Origin of the sequence: Bacillus sp. 105MF, from assembly GCF_000374885.1 — a bacterium.
Lineage (GTDB): Bacteria > Bacillota > Bacilli > Bacillales > Bacillaceae_G > Bacillus_A > Bacillus_A pseudomycoides.
Map to the genome: position 1 here is coordinate 61,321 of NZ_KB895566.1, position 17,057 is coordinate 78,377.

Annotated in this window: 14 protein-coding genes; 3 read left to right on the plus strand and 11 right to left on the minus strand. The window is 35.5% G+C overall.

Features of this window, described 5'->3' with window-relative positions; genetic code table 11:
• The first annotated feature begins 188 nt into the window (after positions 1-188).
• Positions 189-374 (plus strand): PspC domain-containing protein, encoded by a 186-nt coding sequence (locus C564_RS0103260; RefSeq protein ID WP_018764403.1) that lies wholly within the window; start codon positions 189-191, stop codon positions 372-374.
• A gap of 32 nt (positions 375-406) precedes the next feature.
• On the opposite strand, the gene C564_RS0103265 is transcribed toward C564_RS0103260, so the two are convergent.
• From C564_RS0103265 to C564_RS0103300, 8 genes are all read right to left on the minus strand, one after another.
• Positions 407-2,128 (minus strand): amylo-alpha-1,6-glucosidase, encoded by a 1,722-nt coding sequence (locus tag C564_RS0103265; protein WP_003200750.1) that lies wholly within the window; start codon positions 2,126-2,128, stop codon positions 407-409.
• A 50-nt stretch (positions 2,129-2,178) separates the two neighbouring features.
• Positions 2,179-5,265: a glycoside hydrolase family 2 TIM barrel-domain containing protein gene (locus tag C564_RS0103270; RefSeq protein ID WP_018764404.1), complete on the minus strand. Its 3,087-nt coding sequence runs from the start codon at positions 5,263-5,265 to the stop codon at positions 2,179-2,181.
• Positions 5,266-5,314: 49 nt separating this feature from the next.
• Entirely contained in the window at positions 5,315-6,142 is an 828-nt protein-coding gene (locus tag C564_RS0103275) for a carbohydrate ABC transporter permease (protein WP_018764405.1), read from the minus strand.
• Between the two features lie 23 nt (positions 6,143-6,165).
• Positions 6,166-7,110, minus strand: coding sequence for a carbohydrate ABC transporter permease (locus C564_RS0103280; RefSeq protein ID WP_018764406.1), 945 nt, complete (start codon positions 7,108-7,110; stop codon positions 6,166-6,168).
• A 22-nt stretch (positions 7,111-7,132) separates the two neighbouring features.
• Positions 7,133-8,383 carry an ABC transporter substrate-binding protein gene (locus C564_RS0103285; RefSeq protein ID WP_081621443.1) on the minus strand — a complete coding sequence of 417 codons (1,251 nt, stop codon included), beginning with the start codon at positions 8,381-8,383 and terminating at the stop codon, positions 7,133-7,135.
• Positions 8,384-8,571: 188 nt separating this feature from the next.
• Positions 8,572-9,738 (minus strand): response regulator transcription factor, encoded by a 1,167-nt coding sequence (locus tag C564_RS0103290; protein ID WP_018764408.1) that lies wholly within the window; start codon positions 9,736-9,738, stop codon positions 8,572-8,574.
• Positions 9,735-11,444: a sensor histidine kinase gene (locus C564_RS0103295; protein WP_051107053.1), complete on the minus strand. Its 1,710-nt coding sequence runs from the start codon at positions 11,442-11,444 to the stop codon at positions 9,735-9,737. Before C564_RS0103295 ends, C564_RS0103290 begins: the two co-directional genes overlap by 4 nt.
• Positions 11,445-11,561: 117 nt before the next feature.
• Positions 11,562-12,134, minus strand: a complete 573-nt coding sequence (locus C564_RS0103300) for a helix-turn-helix domain-containing protein (protein WP_003200737.1) — start codon at positions 12,132-12,134, stop codon at positions 11,562-11,564.
• 105 nt (positions 12,135-12,239) lie between these two features.
• Between C564_RS0103300 and C564_RS0103305 the strand changes: the two genes are divergently transcribed.
• Together C564_RS0103305 and C564_RS0103310 are read left to right on the plus strand one after the other, a co-directional pair.
• Positions 12,240-13,205, plus strand: a complete 966-nt coding sequence (locus C564_RS0103305) for a DMT family transporter (RefSeq protein ID WP_018764410.1) — start codon at positions 12,240-12,242, stop codon at positions 13,203-13,205.
• A 184-nt stretch (positions 13,206-13,389) separates the two neighbouring features.
• Positions 13,390-14,055 carry an aquaporin gene (locus tag C564_RS0103310; RefSeq protein WP_018764411.1) on the plus strand — a complete coding sequence of 222 codons (666 nt, stop codon included), beginning with the start codon at positions 13,390-13,392 and terminating at the stop codon, positions 14,053-14,055.
• Positions 14,056-14,114: 59 nt separating this feature from the next.
• Here C564_RS0103310 and C564_RS0103315 read toward each other — a convergent pair whose 3' ends face one another.
• From C564_RS0103315 to C564_RS0103325, 3 genes are all read right to left on the minus strand, one after another.
• On the minus strand, positions 14,115-14,546 hold the full coding sequence (locus tag C564_RS0103315; protein ID WP_016116523.1) for an Rrf2 family transcriptional regulator: 432 nt from the start codon (positions 14,544-14,546) through the stop codon (positions 14,115-14,117).
• A gap of 117 nt (positions 14,547-14,663) precedes the next feature.
• Positions 14,664-15,890, minus strand: a complete 1,227-nt coding sequence (locus C564_RS0103320; protein ID WP_003200723.1) for an ABC transporter permease — start codon at positions 15,888-15,890, stop codon at positions 14,664-14,666.
• Positions 15,891-15,892: 2 nt separating this feature from the next.
• On the minus strand, positions 15,893-16,777 hold the full coding sequence (locus C564_RS0103325; protein ID WP_003208657.1) for an ABC transporter ATP-binding protein: 885 nt from the start codon (positions 16,775-16,777) through the stop codon (positions 15,893-15,895).
• Positions 16,778-17,057: the final 280 nt, after the last annotated feature.

Sequence of the window (17,057 nt, forward strand, 5' to 3'; positions counted from 1 at the left end):
AAAAGAAAGGAGGCTATCCTCTCCTTTCTTTTATGTATACAACTGCCTTACAAAACTGTAATCTTCTTTCAGAAAAATGTAATATAATTCGATAGTTTACATATTCTTTTCCATGTAAGATAAAAGTATAAAGAATCACCAATACATAAAAGAAACAAAATGGTGATTAAAAAGGAGAGGGGTTTATAATGGAAAAAAAGTTACGTAGATCTGAAACTGATAAAGTTTTATTTGGTGTATGCGGTGGTTTAGGAGAATATTTTGATATAAGCGTTAGTATGATTCGCATACTTTGGATTATTGCGATTCTATGCTTCGGAACAGGTTTTTTAGTCTATCTTGTTTGTTTGTTGCTTATGCCACGTTCTTACTAAAAAGGCACCGGTGCCCAATCGGTGCCTTTCTTTCATCTTGTCACTTTTTGATAGAGCATACTTTCTTTTTGTGTTAACAAATACTTATTTGCTAAAATAAGAAACACACTAGAAGTCCATGTAAACGCTAAATCACGCAATCCTTGCCCGGTTTGTGCATGAAAATTTTCAGCCATCCCACTTTTATTTGCCATCCTACAAAAACGAACAGCAATATCCTTTGCAAATTCATTTTTGCCAACTGCTTGTAAAGCCTCAGTCATAATAAATGTTGTCGGTGCCCAAATTGGCCCGCGCCAATATCCATCATCACGATAATATGGACTCCTTATACTCTCTGTTGCAAAACCATACTTTGTCAAAAAGTGATTTTCTTTTTTCAATTCTACAAGTAAGCTTTCAATGATTTCTTCAGGTAACCTTTTTCCTAAAATGAGAGGAATATATAACACAAGACTATCTGATACTTCATATGAATGATTCCCAGATTGCGGGGCAATAAAACGCTTTTCTCTCCAACAATGTTGAATCATACGATTGAGCGTTGTATTTGCCCGCGCTTCCCATCGCTTTGCTTCTTCTTCAAATCCAAGCTTCTCTGCGACCTCCGATAATACCTCCATTTGTAAAATAAGAAATGAGCTTAAGTCCGGACTCTCAATAGGGGCACCACGGTGAAAAATCGTACTATTATCCCAACCGCTATCATTCCCATGATTATATTGAGGAACCCCATCCCCATCATCATCTCGATATGTAAACCACCAATCCGTCCATTTGCATAACGGTTCATACACTTCTTGTAAATGCTCTTCTGTTATAAAATCTGTATGTTCCATCATCCATTTCAGCGTCCACCCATGAATAGGTGGTTTACAGCAATTCCATAGCCCACTTTTATCGTTAATATAATCCGGTAATACACCGCACTCATCTTGCTTATCAAAGAAAATCATAAATTGATCCCACGCCACTGTCGGCTGATGCATCGCTAATGCCATCGCATTAAAACAATGATCCCAACTCCATATATTTGTCATCCAGTTTTTTGACATATACATCGCTTTTCTCGGTAAATACCCTTCCGCTTCTACCATACAAGACCATGTAATATAAGCCGCTAACTCTCTTCCTTTCAATAAGTCTTTCGGGACAGCCAATGTATGACGTAACCAATTTACAAAATCCACTTCAGCAGCATCCACCGCCTCCGCGAATGTCTTCGTCTCCTTCGGCTTCTGCAATACTGTTTTGTATTCCGTTAGTTCCACATCAATCCCTGATTCTTCATCTTGCGCATAAATATCAACAATAATATGTTTACAACGAAGTTCTTCAAACGGGGCATCCATATGCATAACCCCTTCTATAGCAGATAAATGAAATCTCATTTCTTTTGAAAAGCTATTAATTTCCCACCCACCTTGTGCACTTGGAATACAGTAATCATACGAACTTGTAATCCCAATAAAACGTAGCTGCAATCGATCCGAATAAAAACGAATTGTATCAGAATGAGAGAAACAAATCTTCACATCACCTTCTACAGTTTGGAGCGTTAGTAAAGATGGCGACATCTTTGTTTCACATGGTAAAACCTCTCCTTTCCGATTTAATACCTCTATTTTAAACACTTCACCAAAATCGTCGTCACCACCGCGAATGTTTCGAATCAATAATCCGTTATCATAGTTTAAAGAAATAACTAAAAAAGAACCGTACCGACTAAATGGAACTTGTTGTAAATCAAACATTTATATCCCCCTAGGAAAGAGCCCTAGCAATAGAAGGGCTCTCTTGTAATTTAAGATTCTTTTACGATCTCAAAAGCTCGTTTATGATCCCCATTAAAAGGAACAATGTACACTTCAAACTGGCACGGCTCCGGCTTCAACTGATACTCCTGAAGCTGAGCCGGCCCACAACTCGCGCTTCCTAAACCATTTTGCTTATAATCTAGATGGAACGTAACAAACTCCCTTTCTTGTAATTCATATAAATGCTCTGCTTTCTCTAAATCTTCTGTCGTGTAAGGCAAGGCGCTAAAATTAAAATCTTGCGTACTATGCGCAACAAATCCAACATGATATTGATCATATAACGAAACCCACTTTACATCTGTTCGATTTCCCGTCTCTTGCGGAAAAACATACGGGAAAAATACATCCTTTACAGTCATTTCATACAAATCTATTTTGTTCGCTTCTTTACTATCCACATATGATTCTCCTGGTCCACGTCCAAACCAACTTACATTTTGATATTGTTTTGGCAGACGCATTTCGAGCCCAATTCGCGGAAGCATCTCTGGTAAAGTACCGCTTGGATTCAACTTTGTCTCTATTTTCATAGCTCCGCTTCTTTCAATTTCATACGTATAAGTAAAAGCAATTTTCCAATTCACGACAAGCGGGGAAATAAATCCTTTCACAACAACTTCAACATTTCCATTTTCAAGTTGTACAGCTTCTATACTCGCTACGTCATGTTTCACAAGGTGTACATATTGTTCTTTCCATTTTTCAACTACATACATATCATTATCAATTGTTGCCCGCCAAATAATTAATTCAGGCCCTTCTTCCATAAGTGATTGCCCTTTAAAGGTCCAGTCTTTTATACGCCCTGTTACAGGGTGAAAAGAAATAGCAAAACTTTCACCAGCAACACGAATTTCCTCCTTTGTTTCATGTAAAGTTACTGACTCATATAACTTCGAATCTCTTTTTCTTCTTATCTTTTTCAGAGCTGGAATACAAAATTGTTCCCAAGCTATTTCATGTCCTGCTACTCCCCAATTTGTATCTGCTCCTAATACAATCGATACTGTTACATAGCAATCCTCCTCTGTATGAAGGGCTATTTCATCTTTAAAGAGCAACTGAATCTCACAACTCTCTTTCGGTAACAAAGGCGGGGCATCTATAGAATCACTCGCAATTACTTTTCCTTCTTTTTTGACAGTCCACTGCATACGATAGCCTTTCAATGAGCGAAAATCATATATATTTTGTATCGAAATCCTACCACTTCGTATGTCTATCTCTCCTACTTTAATAGGTTCAATTATTTTCTTATATTGCAACAAAGCTGGCGATGGCGTTCGATCTGGCAAGAGTAGTCCATCAATGCAGAAATTACTATTATGCGGAGTATCTCCAAAGTTACCTCCATATGCAAAGTACTCTTCTCCATTTTCATTCACTTGACGTAATCCGTGATCAATCCATTCCCAAACAAAGCCACCTTGTAATCTTTTATGACTATAAATCGCTTCCCAATATTCTTTTAATCCGCCTGGTCCATTTCCCATCGCATGAGCATACTCACATAAAATATGAGGTTTTTCCCACTTTTCTTCTTCTGCATAACCAATAATCTTTTCGACTGAAGAATACATTGTACTAAAAATATCAGCGACTTTCGTTTCTCGATCCCCTTCGTAATGAATGATTCTTGATTGGTCCAATTCCCTACACTTATTCGCCATTGCAATAAAATTACAACCGAACCCAGATTCATTTCCGAGTGACCACATAATAATTGAAGAATGATTGCGATCTCGACGCACCATACGTTCCACACGATCTACATAAGCATTTTCCCATTCAGGATCATCACTTAATACGTTTGCATTACCAATTAACTCAAATCCATGGCATTCCAAATCAGCCTCATCAATTACATATAAACCATATTCATCGCATAGATCATAAAAACGTGGATCATTCGGATAATGTGCTGTTCGCACCGCATTAATATTATGCTGTTTCATAAGCATTACATCTTGTTTCATTGTTTCATATGTGACATATCTTCCTGTATCCGGGTCGTGATCGTGACGATTCACCCCTTTAAATATAATGGGAATACCATTGACAAGAAGATTTCTATCCTTCATCTCAATCATCCGGAAACCGATCTTCTGTGAAATCACTTCTACAACTTCACTATTTTCGTTTCGAATCGTGAACAATACAATATACAAATACGGGTCTTCTGCGGACCATTTCTGCGGCTTTTTGACAGAAAACGAATGTGTATCATCTATAACCCTTTTCCCCTGTAAGTCCAAATACGATGTATGTTGATCTAATACTTCCCCATTCTTATTACAAAACTTATACTCTAGTACATAATTTTTATTCAGTAATTGTTCGTTGCAAATCTTTGTACTTAGTTGTAATACACCATTTTCATAATTTTCATCAAGCGTTGTACCTAACCTCATATCATAAATATGTACAGCAGGTTCATGCATAATGTACACATCACGAAAAATACCACTTAGCCACCACATATCTTGATCTTCTATATAAGATCCATCACACCATCTATACACACATACTATCATCGTATTCTTTCCGGCATGAACAAACGATGTAATATCAAACTCTGCCGTCAAACGACTTCCTTGGCTATATCCCACTTCTTCTCCATTTATCCATAAATGAAAGGCACTATCCACACCTTCAAATCGAATACGAATACATCCTCCGTTCCAACTTTCTGGTATATAAAATTCATTTTTATAACAACCCACTTGATTTTCAAATGGAACATGGGGTGGCTGAACCGGAAACGGATAATATAAATCGGTATAATGCGGCTTTCCGTATCCTTGCAATTGCCAATGCCCAGGTACATGAATCGTATCCCATTCACTACAATCAAATTCACTTATGAAAAAATTCTCTGGAAGTTGCTTTGGGGATTCTAAGTACAAAAACTTCCACATTCCATTCAGCAATTTGTAATAAGAAGAGCTTTCACGCGTAAAAGATAGAGCCGCTTGTTCAGTTTGAAATGGAATAAAATGTGCTCTTCCCTCCATGCGATTCCGCCCTGTTACTTGAACATTTTCTAAGTCCTCTAACATGTTATGTCCCATATCGATCCTCCTTTTTGCATTCACTTTGTCACATCATTTCTACGCTCTATTATTTAAGGCCCGTATGCCCCGACTCTTCCACAATATAGCGTTGTGCGAAAAAGAAGAGTGCAAGAGGTACAATACTAATTAACAATGTCACCGCCATAATCCCTTCCATATCAACGCCAAACATACCTTTAAACTGTGCTAAGCCTAACGTTAATGTATATTTGCTTTGGTCATTTAAGAAAATAAGCGGTCCTAGATAATCGTTCCAACATCCTAAAATATTAAAAACAGCAACAAGAATTAAAATCGGTTTCATAATCGGTAAATAAATACGGTAGTAAACTTGAAAAGCGTTCGCACCATCCATCCTTGCAGCCTCATCTAGCTCCTTTGGAACAGACATAATAAATTGTCTCATTAAAAAGATAAAAAACGCACCGCCAAACCAAGATGGAATAATTAAAGATTTTAACGTATTAATCCAGCCGAGAGCATTAAATTCCATATAAAGCGGAATCATCGTTACTTCCCACGGAATCATCATCGTCGCTAGCACAATCATGAACAAAATATCCCGTCCTTTAAATTTAAAACGTGCAAAACCGTATGCTACTAAAGAAGATGATATTAACTGTCCGATTGTTGAAAATACTGTTACAACAATTGAATTCCATAAAAAAGTATTAAATGGTTGACTCGTCCACGCCTTTGCAAAATTACTAAATTTAAACTCAGATGGAATCCACTTTGGCGGATATAAATATAATTCTTCTGGTGATTTCACAGATGTTGTAATCATCCAAAAGAAGGGCAATAAAAATAAAATGGAAAAACCTATTAATAGTGCGTACACTACAATTCGATGTATGCGCTTCTTCGTTCTCACACTGCATCCTCCTTATTCATCTTCTACTTTGACTTCATCTCATTTTCATAATAAACCCAAGCTGCTGATGATTTAAAAACAAGTAGTGTTAACCCTAAAATGATTAAAAACATAAACCAAGCATTCGCTGATGAATAGCCCATTTTAAAATACTTAAATGCATTTTCATATACATACATCGCGTAAAAATAGGTGGACTTTAATGGACCTCCGCCAGTTAATACAAGCGCTAATGTTAATTGTTGAAACGCACCGATAATTGTTGTAATTAAATTAAATAAAATCGTCGGCGTTAACATCGGCAATGTAATTTTGAAAAATTGTTGCACTTTTCCAGCTCCATCAATGGAAGCAGCCTCATACAAGTTTTGCGGGATATTTTTTAATCCTGCTAAAAAAATGAGCATAAGCGTACCTTGTCCCCATAAACTAGCAATTACCATCGCAATTAGCGACCAGTTCGGATCACTTAACCAATTTGGTCCTTTTATACCAACAAGCGATAGAAAATAATTCAAAATACCATACTCTCCGTTATACACCCATGCCCAAATCATCGCTAAAGCCACACCAGAAATAACGCTTGGCAAATAGAAAAATGTTCGAAAAAACGCATATCCTTTTACCTTTTGATTTAGCAAAATCGCTAAAAATAGGGCAATAATTAAATTAAATGGAACAAATAATGCTGCAAATTTCACCGTAACCCATAACGAGTCCCAAAACATCGGGTCATTTAGAAACATATCTTGATAGTTTTTTAGTCCAACAAATTGAACTTCTCCAATAAGCGGCCAGTCAAAAAAACTAATAAATAATGAAAATAAAAGAGGACCAAGGGTAAATGCTACAAAGCCAAATACCCATGGAAATATAAATGCATAAGGAACGAGTTTCTCCCATTTCATTTTCTTTTTCCTAATGGCTATATTCGTTTCACTTTCTATAGATACTCCATATTTCAACATCCACACCTCTTTGCTTTTACAATTATTTATCCATATATTTCTCTGAATCTTGAACAGATTTATTTAATAATTGCTCTGGATCTTGCCCAAGCATAATTGCATTTATTGCCGCTGATAAATTCCGGTTTACTTCATCCCATTTTGGGTTAAGTAAAAATGCTGGTGTATTTGTTGAACGTTCTAGCATTGTGTAGAACGGTTTAACATTCGCATCTTCCTCTTTCTTCAATTCTTTTACAACACTAATTCGAACTGGCAAATCAGAAGTTCGCATTTTAATTGCTTCTGGTGAAGAATAAAACTTAACAAACTCCCAAGCTAACTCTTTATGCTTTGCATCTTTTGCAATTGAAACAGCTGATGTACCAACAAGTCCCTTCACTGGTTTCCCTTTAAATGCAGGAGGTTCTACTGTACCAAAATCAATTTTTGCATCTTTAAATCCTTCTAATGGCCAAATTCCACTCTCCCACATCGCTAACTTCCCAGCTTTAAAAATATCATCACCGCTCTGTTGATTTTTTCCACCTACTAATACAGCCGTTTTATCCTTTAGCATACTTTGGAAAGATTTCATAACTTCAATTGTTTCTGGACTGTTCATATGTCCTTTTATTTGTTTTCCATCTTCACTTACAAAACTACTACCGTTACTCCAAATAAACCCTTGTAAATCATACGTATCTGGCTCAGGTCGTAAAGCAAAGCCATATTGTTTATTGCTTGCATCTGTTAACTTTTTCGCAGTGTCTACAAACTCATCCCAAGTCCATCCATCTTTCGGGTATGGAATATTCGCTTTATCAAATAACTTTTTATTGTAATATATAACCCGCGTTGTAAACCCTGCTGGCATACCATATAATTTCCCGTCAATACTAGAGTAGTTAAATAGCCCTTGATAAAAGTCATCTAATTTCACATCTGGATCTTTCTTTGCCAGTTCATCTAAAGGCTCAAGAGATTTATAGTAAGCTGGGAAATTCCACATATACATAACATCCGGTGGGTTTTTCGCCCCGAAAGATGCTGCGAGCTTTTGATCAAAACCATCACCATAAGCCTCCACCTGTACCTTTACTCCCGGATTCTTCTCTTCAAATTTCTTTGCAATTTGCTGCTGAATCTTTAAATTCTTTCCAGCATCCCAAGTTGCAAATCGCAAAACTGTTCCATCATTTGATGTTTGTTTCTTTTCATCATCCTTTGATGATTTTTTGCTTGTAGTCTCATTTGAGCTACAACCAGCTAAAAAAACAATAAGTACGAGCATAAAACTAAGACATACATGTACCATTTTTCTCACTGCACACACTCCCCTTCTCCAAAAAGCTTTTTTTATTTCTGATTTTTCAGAATAAATAATTTAACCGCTTTCATTTTACCTTTTATGAAAGCGATTAAAAACATCGATTTGTTCGATTTTTGTTATCAAATTGTTCGTTCGACGAAATCAGGGTGTCAATTTGTTTTATATAAAGTTCCACATTGTTTTTCTCGATATTCTGATGGCGTTGTTCCTGTACACTTTTTAAACCATTTACTAAAATATTTACTATTTGAAATACCAATATGTTCCGCTACCTCTTGAATCGTAAGTGAGGTTGTTTGAAGCATTTGCATGGCAAGTTCAAGTTTTCTTCGTTCTGTGAAAGAATGAAAACTTTCACCTATTATCTTTTTAAAAAGCATACTAAAATGGCTCCTGCTTAGTCCCACCATCTCTGCCACTTCTGAAACAACAATTGGCTCTGATAAATGATTCATTGTATACAAAATAGCCTCTTTAATTGTTTTTGGCCAATTGTTAATCGTTACTTTATACTTAATCTCAAGTTCTGCAAATTGCTTCATCGATTTAACCGAATCGATCCATTGCTCTATACTGAACAGCTCCCCTGATGTAATCCAATATAGCTCTTCGTATGTACTCTTTACATCCATAAACATTTGCTCCATCATTTCCTTATAGTTTTCATTAAGAAATAAGAAACATTGCTCCTTTCCACATAAGATCTTCACATGTGGATTTGGTATCTTTTGATCAATATCTTGTAATATGAGATGTAATCTCGATTCCGATCTTATAAAACAAGCATAATACCCATCGTTCATCCATTTCCATTCATTACGAAATAAATCCACAAGTACTTCTTGAAACTGATTTTGAAAACCACATAACCATTGAAAAAAATCTTCGTAAAAGAGGAATTTTTGCTGTTCAATCCCTTCCGCTTCCCTATGAATCATTAACTCTTTTTGAAATGCTCGTAAATATTGATCCAGCTCCTCATCATGAAACGATGTTTTCAATAAATAACCTGAAACCCCCAGTTTAATTCCTTCTTGCGCATATTCAAAATCACGATGACAACTTAATAATAATACCTTTGTTTTCGGCGCATGTTGTTTAATCTTTTTCACAAACTCAATTCCATTTACAACAGGCATAACAATATCTGTAATAACCACTTCTGGCTCATGCTGTACAAACTCCTCCCATCCTCTCTCACCATTTGGCACATCCGCTACTACTTCCATATTATACGCCGACCAATCTACCGCCATCTTCAATCCCCTTCGAACAATCGTCTCGTCATCCGCAATGAGCACTTTAATACGTTTCACTTCTGTATCCCTCCCTTTGGCCAAAGAATCTGAACTATAGTTCCTTTCTTTTCTTCTGATTGAATCGTTAATCCGTACTCTAGCCCAAAATGTAATTTGAATTTTTGATCGATATTATATAATCCAAGCCCACCTCTTTGTTCTGCAGACGGCTCTTGTAATAAATCCCGTTTCCGCCTATCAGAAATACCACGACCATCATCGGTAATATGTATACATAAGTCACCATTATCCTTTTCAAATGCCGATAATGTAATAGCTCCATGTCCATCGTCGAAAGCATGAAAAAATATGTTTTCAAATATAGGCTGAAGCGACATTCTTGGAATATGTTCCCCTTTCATAGAAGACGAGACATTTTGCGTATAAGAAAAATGATTTCCAAATCGAATCTCCTGTACCTTTAAATAGTGCTCAATAATGGTTAGTTCACTTTGGAGTGTGACAAGATCATTCGCAAAATTTAAATTCCCTTCTAACACAGCAACAAGATGATAAATCATTTCACTTACATCACTTGCCCCCTGAAGCTTTGCTTTCCATTGAATAGAATTTAATGTATTAAATAGCAAGTGCGGATTAATTTGATAATGAATTGCCTTGAGCTCAGCTTCTTTTTTCAACTTTTCTTTCTGATATATTTCTTCTACTAATGATTTAATTTTAACAACCATTTTATTAAAATTCACAGTTAAACTCCCTACTTCATCTTGTGAATTTATTGGTATATTTGTATAAAAATCTCCTTTACTTACTTGAGATATTGCATGATCCAAATTCGTGATATTTTCCGTTAACTTAGCCGAGATTAAAAATGCCAGCATAAAAGCTAAGCACAGTGATACAACAATTCCAATTAATGTAACAAACAAAATAATTGTAGAAGATTGATAAAATTCTTTTTCTGGAATAATAATTTCTAGACTCCATTTATTTGATGGAATTGGCTTTTCCCAAATGATATCATCCTTGTTTTTTTTATAATTTTCATCCGTCGTATAAATCACCTGTTTTTTTTCATCACGAATGGTAATCAATGCATGCAAATCTGTTTCTAATGAATCAATAAACTTAAATAAATCCGTCGCATCTGTTTCCACTAATATTCGGCTATCTTTCAAGCTACCGAATGATGTTTTAACTGGAACAAGTAATCCAATTACTTTGCTTTTATCAAGTGCAGAGTAATGATTCGGAACATAGATCCCATTCCAATACCCTTGTGATAAATCCCCTTGTTCTTCCCAAAATTTTTCTTGTTTTAGTTTCTGCACATCTAAATACCGATCTCCATAATAATAACCGCTAGGTGTAATTAAAAAGATCCCCTTCGTTTGTGCTGTTTTATGCGCTTCTAAAAACCTTTCAAAATTTTTCTCAATAATAAATTCCGAATACGATTTCGGTGCTTCTTTTTTTAAAACAATTAATGTCGGGTCTGATAAATATTCTTGAATATCACTAGCAATTAAATGCATATGGCTTAATGTTAATTCAATTTGAGTTTGAAGCTGCGATATAGCAAACTTTCCATAATCCCCAAACTGTTCATTTACAAGATTGGATGACTTTTCATATGACATCCAACTAAACAACATGAGCGGAATAAGTGCGACCACTAAAAAACATGTTAATAACTTTAAACGAAGGCTTGTTCGAATTTGTTGCACCAATCTCCATAATCTAAATTTCGTCATTCGCCTCATCCCTTATCCTACTCAGTTTATTTTTTCAGAATATTCCAACTTAACTGTATTTTATCAAAAATACAGTTAAAATCTATAAAAAAAGAGCGCTTTATTGCAAGCGCTCCCTTTTTATAGCTAAGAAGAATACTTCATCGTTAAATGCAAAACAGCTATTTCATCTCCAGCATTTTTATAACTATGCTTCTTATTCGCTTCAAACTGAATCGAATCAAATTCATTTAATTCATATACATCATTTTCAACTTGAATAGCAACTTGTCCTTTCATAACTGTAACAAGTTCAATCGCCCCTTCATGGTGAGACTCTGGCTCATACATACTTTGCGGTCTTAAACAAGCACGATGCATCTCCATGCCCGTTTCTTTCGTATACCGGAACATTGTCTCTAACCGCCATGCCTGTCCTACGTCTACCGCAAATCCTTCTCCACAGCGAGCAATCGCTACTGGTTCTCCAACTACCATTAACCTCGACAATGGAATTGACAGCCCCTTCGTAATTTTCCAAATGACGGCTAATGTTGGATTCGTTTCACCTCTTTCGATTTTTCCTAATGTTAATTTACTAACCCCTGTTTTTTGCGCCAATTCTTCTAAACTCAGTTTTTGTTCATTACGAATTTGTCTTAATAACTGACCAACTTGCTGAATGACTTCTTTTGTTTGCATATCCTCTTTTTCTTTCATAGTAACAAAATCACCTCTAAGTATAAAATAGTTTACTTTAATTAATTTTAAGTATATTATACTATACATAAATATTTCGAATCTCGAAAGGAGTGCTTACGTATCATGCGCGCAATATTATTAGGTATTTTATCATCCGCCTTTTTCTCTGCAACATTCATTATTAACAGAGCAATGAATGTATCTGGAACAAGCTGGGCTTGGACTGCTTCTTTTCGCTTTTTATTCGCTCTCCCTATTTTATTCCTTATCGTTTTATTTCGCAAAAACTTTTGGCCCTTATGGTCAGAAATGCGAAAACATCCCTTTGCATGGCTAGGGTGGGGATCTTTAGCAGGGATCGGCTTTTATTCTTTATTAAGCTTTGCTGCTGTCTTTTCTCCAGCTTGGCTTGTTGCAGGAACTTGGCAAGTTACAATACTCGCTGGCTTGCTACTATCGCCATTATTTTTTATTACGATTGAAACAAAAACAGGTACAAAACGCGTACGCGGAAAAATCCCACTTCGCAGTTTATACGTATCACTTTTCATTTTAATTGGTGTCATTTGTATGCAAGCAACAGAAGCTGGGCATATTACAGCCACTCAATTTATATCTGGTTTTCTTCCTGTTGTTCTTGCAGCTTTCTTATATCCATTCGGCAATCGAAAAATGATGGAAGTTGTAGGAGGACGCCTTGATACTTTCCAGCGTGTATTAGGAATGGCAATCGGCAGCCTGCCTATAGCAATTATTCTTGCAATATATGGTTTTGGGGCAACAGGCATTCCAACATCCGGTCAAATGCTTCAAGGATTTTTATTAGCATTATGTTCTGGTGTTATCGCCACAATGACATTTTTCTTTGCAACAGATTTAGCGAAAGATAACCTTTCCTTATTAGGTGCTGTAGAAGCAACGCAAGCCGGAACTATGGTATTTACTGTTCTTGGTGAAATGCTTTTCTTAAATGGTTCATTCCCTATCGGACTCTCACTTATTGGGATGATTATCATTATAGCTGGAATGATCACAAATAGCATTTTGAATCGATCTATTCCAGTTACTAAACGAAAGAAAACAGCATAACAAATGAAAACACTGCATAAATAAAAAACATGATTATTCTTTGAGAATCATGTTTTTTATTTGATCAAAATTGTATAATCCTTCCCTATTTTTTTATCAGAATAATATTTCATTTTCCATTTATACTTAAAAGCACCTAATTTTATGCTATACTACGATTCATGTGTACATGAGGAGGAAAATTATGTTAAAAAAAGGAATCGCTGAATTTATTGGTACTTTTGTACTTGTATTATTTGGAACTGGAACAGCTGTTTTAGGCGGCGGAATTGAAGGAATTGGAACTTTAGGAATTGCAATGGCTTTCGGATTATCAATTGTTGCTATGGCATATAGCATTGGAACAATTTCTGGATGTCATGTAAACCCGGCAGTATCAATTGCCATGTTTGTAAACAAACGAATGAATGCTATGGAACTTAGCTACTATTTATTAGCTCAAGTTTTAGGTGGTTTATTAGGAACTGCAACATTAGTGACAATTTTAAAATCTTCTAATATGTCTTTAGATAACTTAGGACAAAATGCTTTTGGAAATCTTGGTTTGTCAGGATCTTTCTTAGTTGAATTTGTTTTAACATTCGTCTTTATTTTAGTAATTATTGCAGTAACAGGTAAAAAGGGAAACGCACAATTAGCCGGATTAGTAATTGGCTTTACACTGGTATTAGTTCACTTATTAGGTATTCCATTAACAGGCACTTCTGTTAACCCTGCACGTAGCCTAGCACCAGCTTTATTTGCTGGCGGAGAAGCTGTATCTCAATTGTGGGTATTTATTGTTGCACCAATTCTTGGTGGTATCGTTGCTGCCATTGTAGGGAAATTTGTATTAAATACTGAAAAATAGAATCTTCGATCTTTCTGAAAGTAAAAGAAGCGAGCCCACTTATATGAGGCTCGCTTCTTTTACTTTTTAATTTTTGATTGTAAATTTGTAACAAGTTGCTGAACTGTTACATTCGCAAGTACGCTTTCCATCGCTTCTTGCGCTTGCATTAATATAATTTCTAATACCGATTGAATATTCGCACCTACTGGACATTCAATATTTGGATTCTCATGGAAAGAAAATAGATGTCCTTCTTCTACTACTTCCACTGCTTTATATACATCAAGTAATGTAATCTCATCTAAATCACGAGCAAGTGATGTACCACCTTTCCCTGCTTGTACATCCACTAGACCTGCTCTTTTTAACATTCCTGTAATGCGGCGAATCACAACTGGGTTTGTATTCACACTGCCAGCAATCCATTCAGAGGTACAGCGAGAGTTTCGATCTATCGCAAGTAACGTTAACATATGAACACCTACTGTAAAACGGCTACTAATTCCCATCTGCACACCCTCCTTTTTATTCATTCTATTAAAAGACAACTCTTATTATTATATACTATTTTTAATTTATACATAAAGAAAAAGCATGATTTCACAAGAAAATCATGCTTTTTCCTATTATTGACGTTTAATAAATTTCGCTAAATCTTTAAATTTCACTTTGTCTGAGTAATTCATTACACCATTTACATAAATACGACTCGTAACAGCACTTAATATACCAATCGTCGCCAAAAGAATCGCAAGTGTTATCGTAATTTCTAACATCCCCGCCTCACCAGCTACAATGCGCGAGAATGTGACCATCGGTGTAAAGAACGGAACATACGAACTTACAACAACAATAGTACTATTCGGATCACTTAATGATTTCATACTAATGAATAATGCTGCCATTATTAAAATCGACACCGGGAACATTACACCTTGTAAATCCTCAGTCTTAGAAACAACCGCACCAGCAGCTGCATACATCATCGCATAAAGGAAATATCCTGTAACAAAATAAATTAGGAACATACTGATAACTTGTGCATCTAGCTTTGTAAAATCAATTGGCAATCCAAATAATGAACCACTTTCTAAATCTACCCAGCCTAGTACACAAGGAACAAGGTAACCACATGCCAATATAACAAGTTGTAATAACGCCGTTGAAACAACTGCCAAAATTTTTGCATACATCATAGTAAGAGGTTTTACTTTCGGAATCATGACTTCCATAACGCGAGAAGCTTTTTCAGAAGCAATATTCATCGCAATTGTGCTTCCGAACGCAACAATGAACATATACAAAGCGAATGTAAAGAAATATGCAATTCCGAAAGAGGCAGAACGATCTTTTATCGCTTCTTGTTTCACGGAAATTTCTGTTTGCAATTGTTGTGCAATTTCCGGTGAAACATTATGTTTAGCAACCGTTACTGCCGTATATTGCTCCTTTAAATAACTAGCCATAATTGTAGAAGTTGTTTCACTAGGGAACCCATTAAACATATACGTAACCTCTGGAACTCCATTCTTTTCTTTCACATGGAATAAACCATCTAAATCTCCTTCTTCTACTTGTTTATGGAATTTATCAAAATCACCCTTTGAACCAACCGTTATTTTTGCTGATGGCAATAACTTATTTAACTCTTCTTTTTGTATTTTATATGTAGAACTTTCTACTACAACTGCAATCTTATCTTTCTCCTTACTTTTATCTCCATCAGAAGTGAAATGGTTAAATGCAAAGATTCCAAACACAACTAAAAATAAAATCGCACTCGTAATCAATGATTTTTTAGAAAAAAATGCTTCCCTGAAATAAAATGAAAATACATGAGAAAATTTACGCATTGTTATTTCGCCCTTTCTACAAATATTTCGTTTAGCGTCGGCTCTAGCATTTTAAATTGCCTTAAGCTTACACCTTGCTCTTGCAATTGTTGCAAAATCTTTAGAGCTTCTGCATCGTCTTGTACTTTTACATAAAGAAGGCCTTGTTGTTTTTCATACGGAACATGTATAGCTTCTAATCCCTTTTCATTCTCTGCTGTATCTTCAATAGTTAAATTACGAAAACCGTATTCTTTCTTAATATCACTTAGCTGTCCTTCTACGACTGCTTCACCTTTTTTCAAAATACATACATGTTGGCAAAAAGCCTCTACTTGTTCCATACGATGACTTGATAAAATAATCGTCTTTCCGCTCTGTACTTGTTCTTCAATAATACTAGCTAGCATTCCAGCATTAACTGGATCAAGTCCGCTAAATGGTTCATCTAAAATAAGTAGTTCTGGATTATGAAGAAGGGCCGCAATTAATTGAATTTTTTGTTGATTCCCTTTTGAAAGCTCTCCTGCCGTTTTAAATTTATATTCTGGGATTGCTAATCGTTCTAACCAGTGATCGATTGCAAGATCGACTTCTTTCTTCGTCATTCCTTCTAATCTACCAAAATATCGCAGTTGATCTATTACCCTACTTTTTGTATATAATCCTCTTTCCTCTGGCAAATATCCAATTGTTACCCCACTATTACCAAATGTTTTTCCATCCCACGTAATAGAACCTTCATTAGGCGTTAATAACCCAAGAAGCATTTTAATTGTCGTTGTTTTCCCTGCACCATTTCGGCCAAGTAAACCTAACACTTCACCTTTTGGTAACGAGATTTGCAAACCGTTAACTGCCTTTGATTCTCCAAATGTTTTTGTTAAGTTTTGAATTTGTAAACTCAAAGTATAAAGCCTCCCCTTTAATATCATTCGTACTCTCTTAAAGACTATGATTGTTTGAAATAAAATATAGTATTATATTTCATTCTCTTATATGTACCATCATCTCTAATCCATCATTTGTTTCATTTAGTTAAAATTGTAAATAACAGAACGGAGTTTGTCAATTATAATTGTCATTTTGACAATAAAGTAAGTCAAATAACTCATTATCATTTTGCTCATCTTTCTAATATAAGGCACACTACTATATATACAAAAGACAATATACAAAAGTTCATAA

Excerpts from the sequence above, each read along its gene's own strand:
- C564_RS0103270 (WP_018764404.1), bottom strand. The coding sequence starts at position 5,265 with ATGGGACATAACATGTTAGAGGACTTAGAAAATGTTCAAGTAACAGGG.
- C564_RS0103285 (WP_081621443.1), bottom strand. The coding sequence starts at position 8,383 with ATGCTCGTACTTATTGTTTTTTTAGCTGGTTGTAGCTCAAATGAGACT.
- C564_RS0103315 (WP_016116523.1), bottom strand. The coding sequence starts at position 14,546 with ATGGGAATTAGTAGCCGTTTTACAGTAGGTGTTCATATGTTAACGTTA.
- C564_RS0103310 (WP_018764411.1), top strand. The coding sequence starts at position 13,390 with ATGTTAAAAAAAGGAATCGCTGAATTTATTGGTACTTTTGTACTTGTA.
- C564_RS0103305 (WP_018764410.1), top strand. The coding sequence starts at position 12,240 with ATGCGCGCAATATTATTAGGTATTTTATCATCCGCCTTTTTCTCTGCA.
- C564_RS0103300 (WP_003200737.1), bottom strand. The coding sequence starts at position 12,134 with ATGAAAGAAAAAGAGGATATGCAAACAAAAGAAGTCATTCAGCAAGTT.
- C564_RS0103265 (WP_003200750.1), bottom strand. The coding sequence starts at position 2,128 with ATGTTTGATTTACAACAAGTTCCATTTAGTCGGTACGGTTCTTTTTTA.
- C564_RS0103320 (WP_003200723.1), bottom strand. The coding sequence starts at position 15,890 with ATGCGTAAATTTTCTCATGTATTTTCATTTTATTTCAGGGAAGCATTT.
- C564_RS0103295 (WP_051107053.1), bottom strand. The coding sequence starts at position 11,444 with ATGAGGCGAATGACGAAATTTAGATTATGGAGATTGGTGCAACAAATT.
- C564_RS0103260 (WP_018764403.1), top strand. The coding sequence starts at position 189 with ATGGAAAAAAAGTTACGTAGATCTGAAACTGATAAAGTTTTATTTGGT.
- C564_RS0103280 (WP_018764406.1), bottom strand. The coding sequence starts at position 7,110 with ATGTTGAAATATGGAGTATCTATAGAAAGTGAAACGAATATAGCCATT.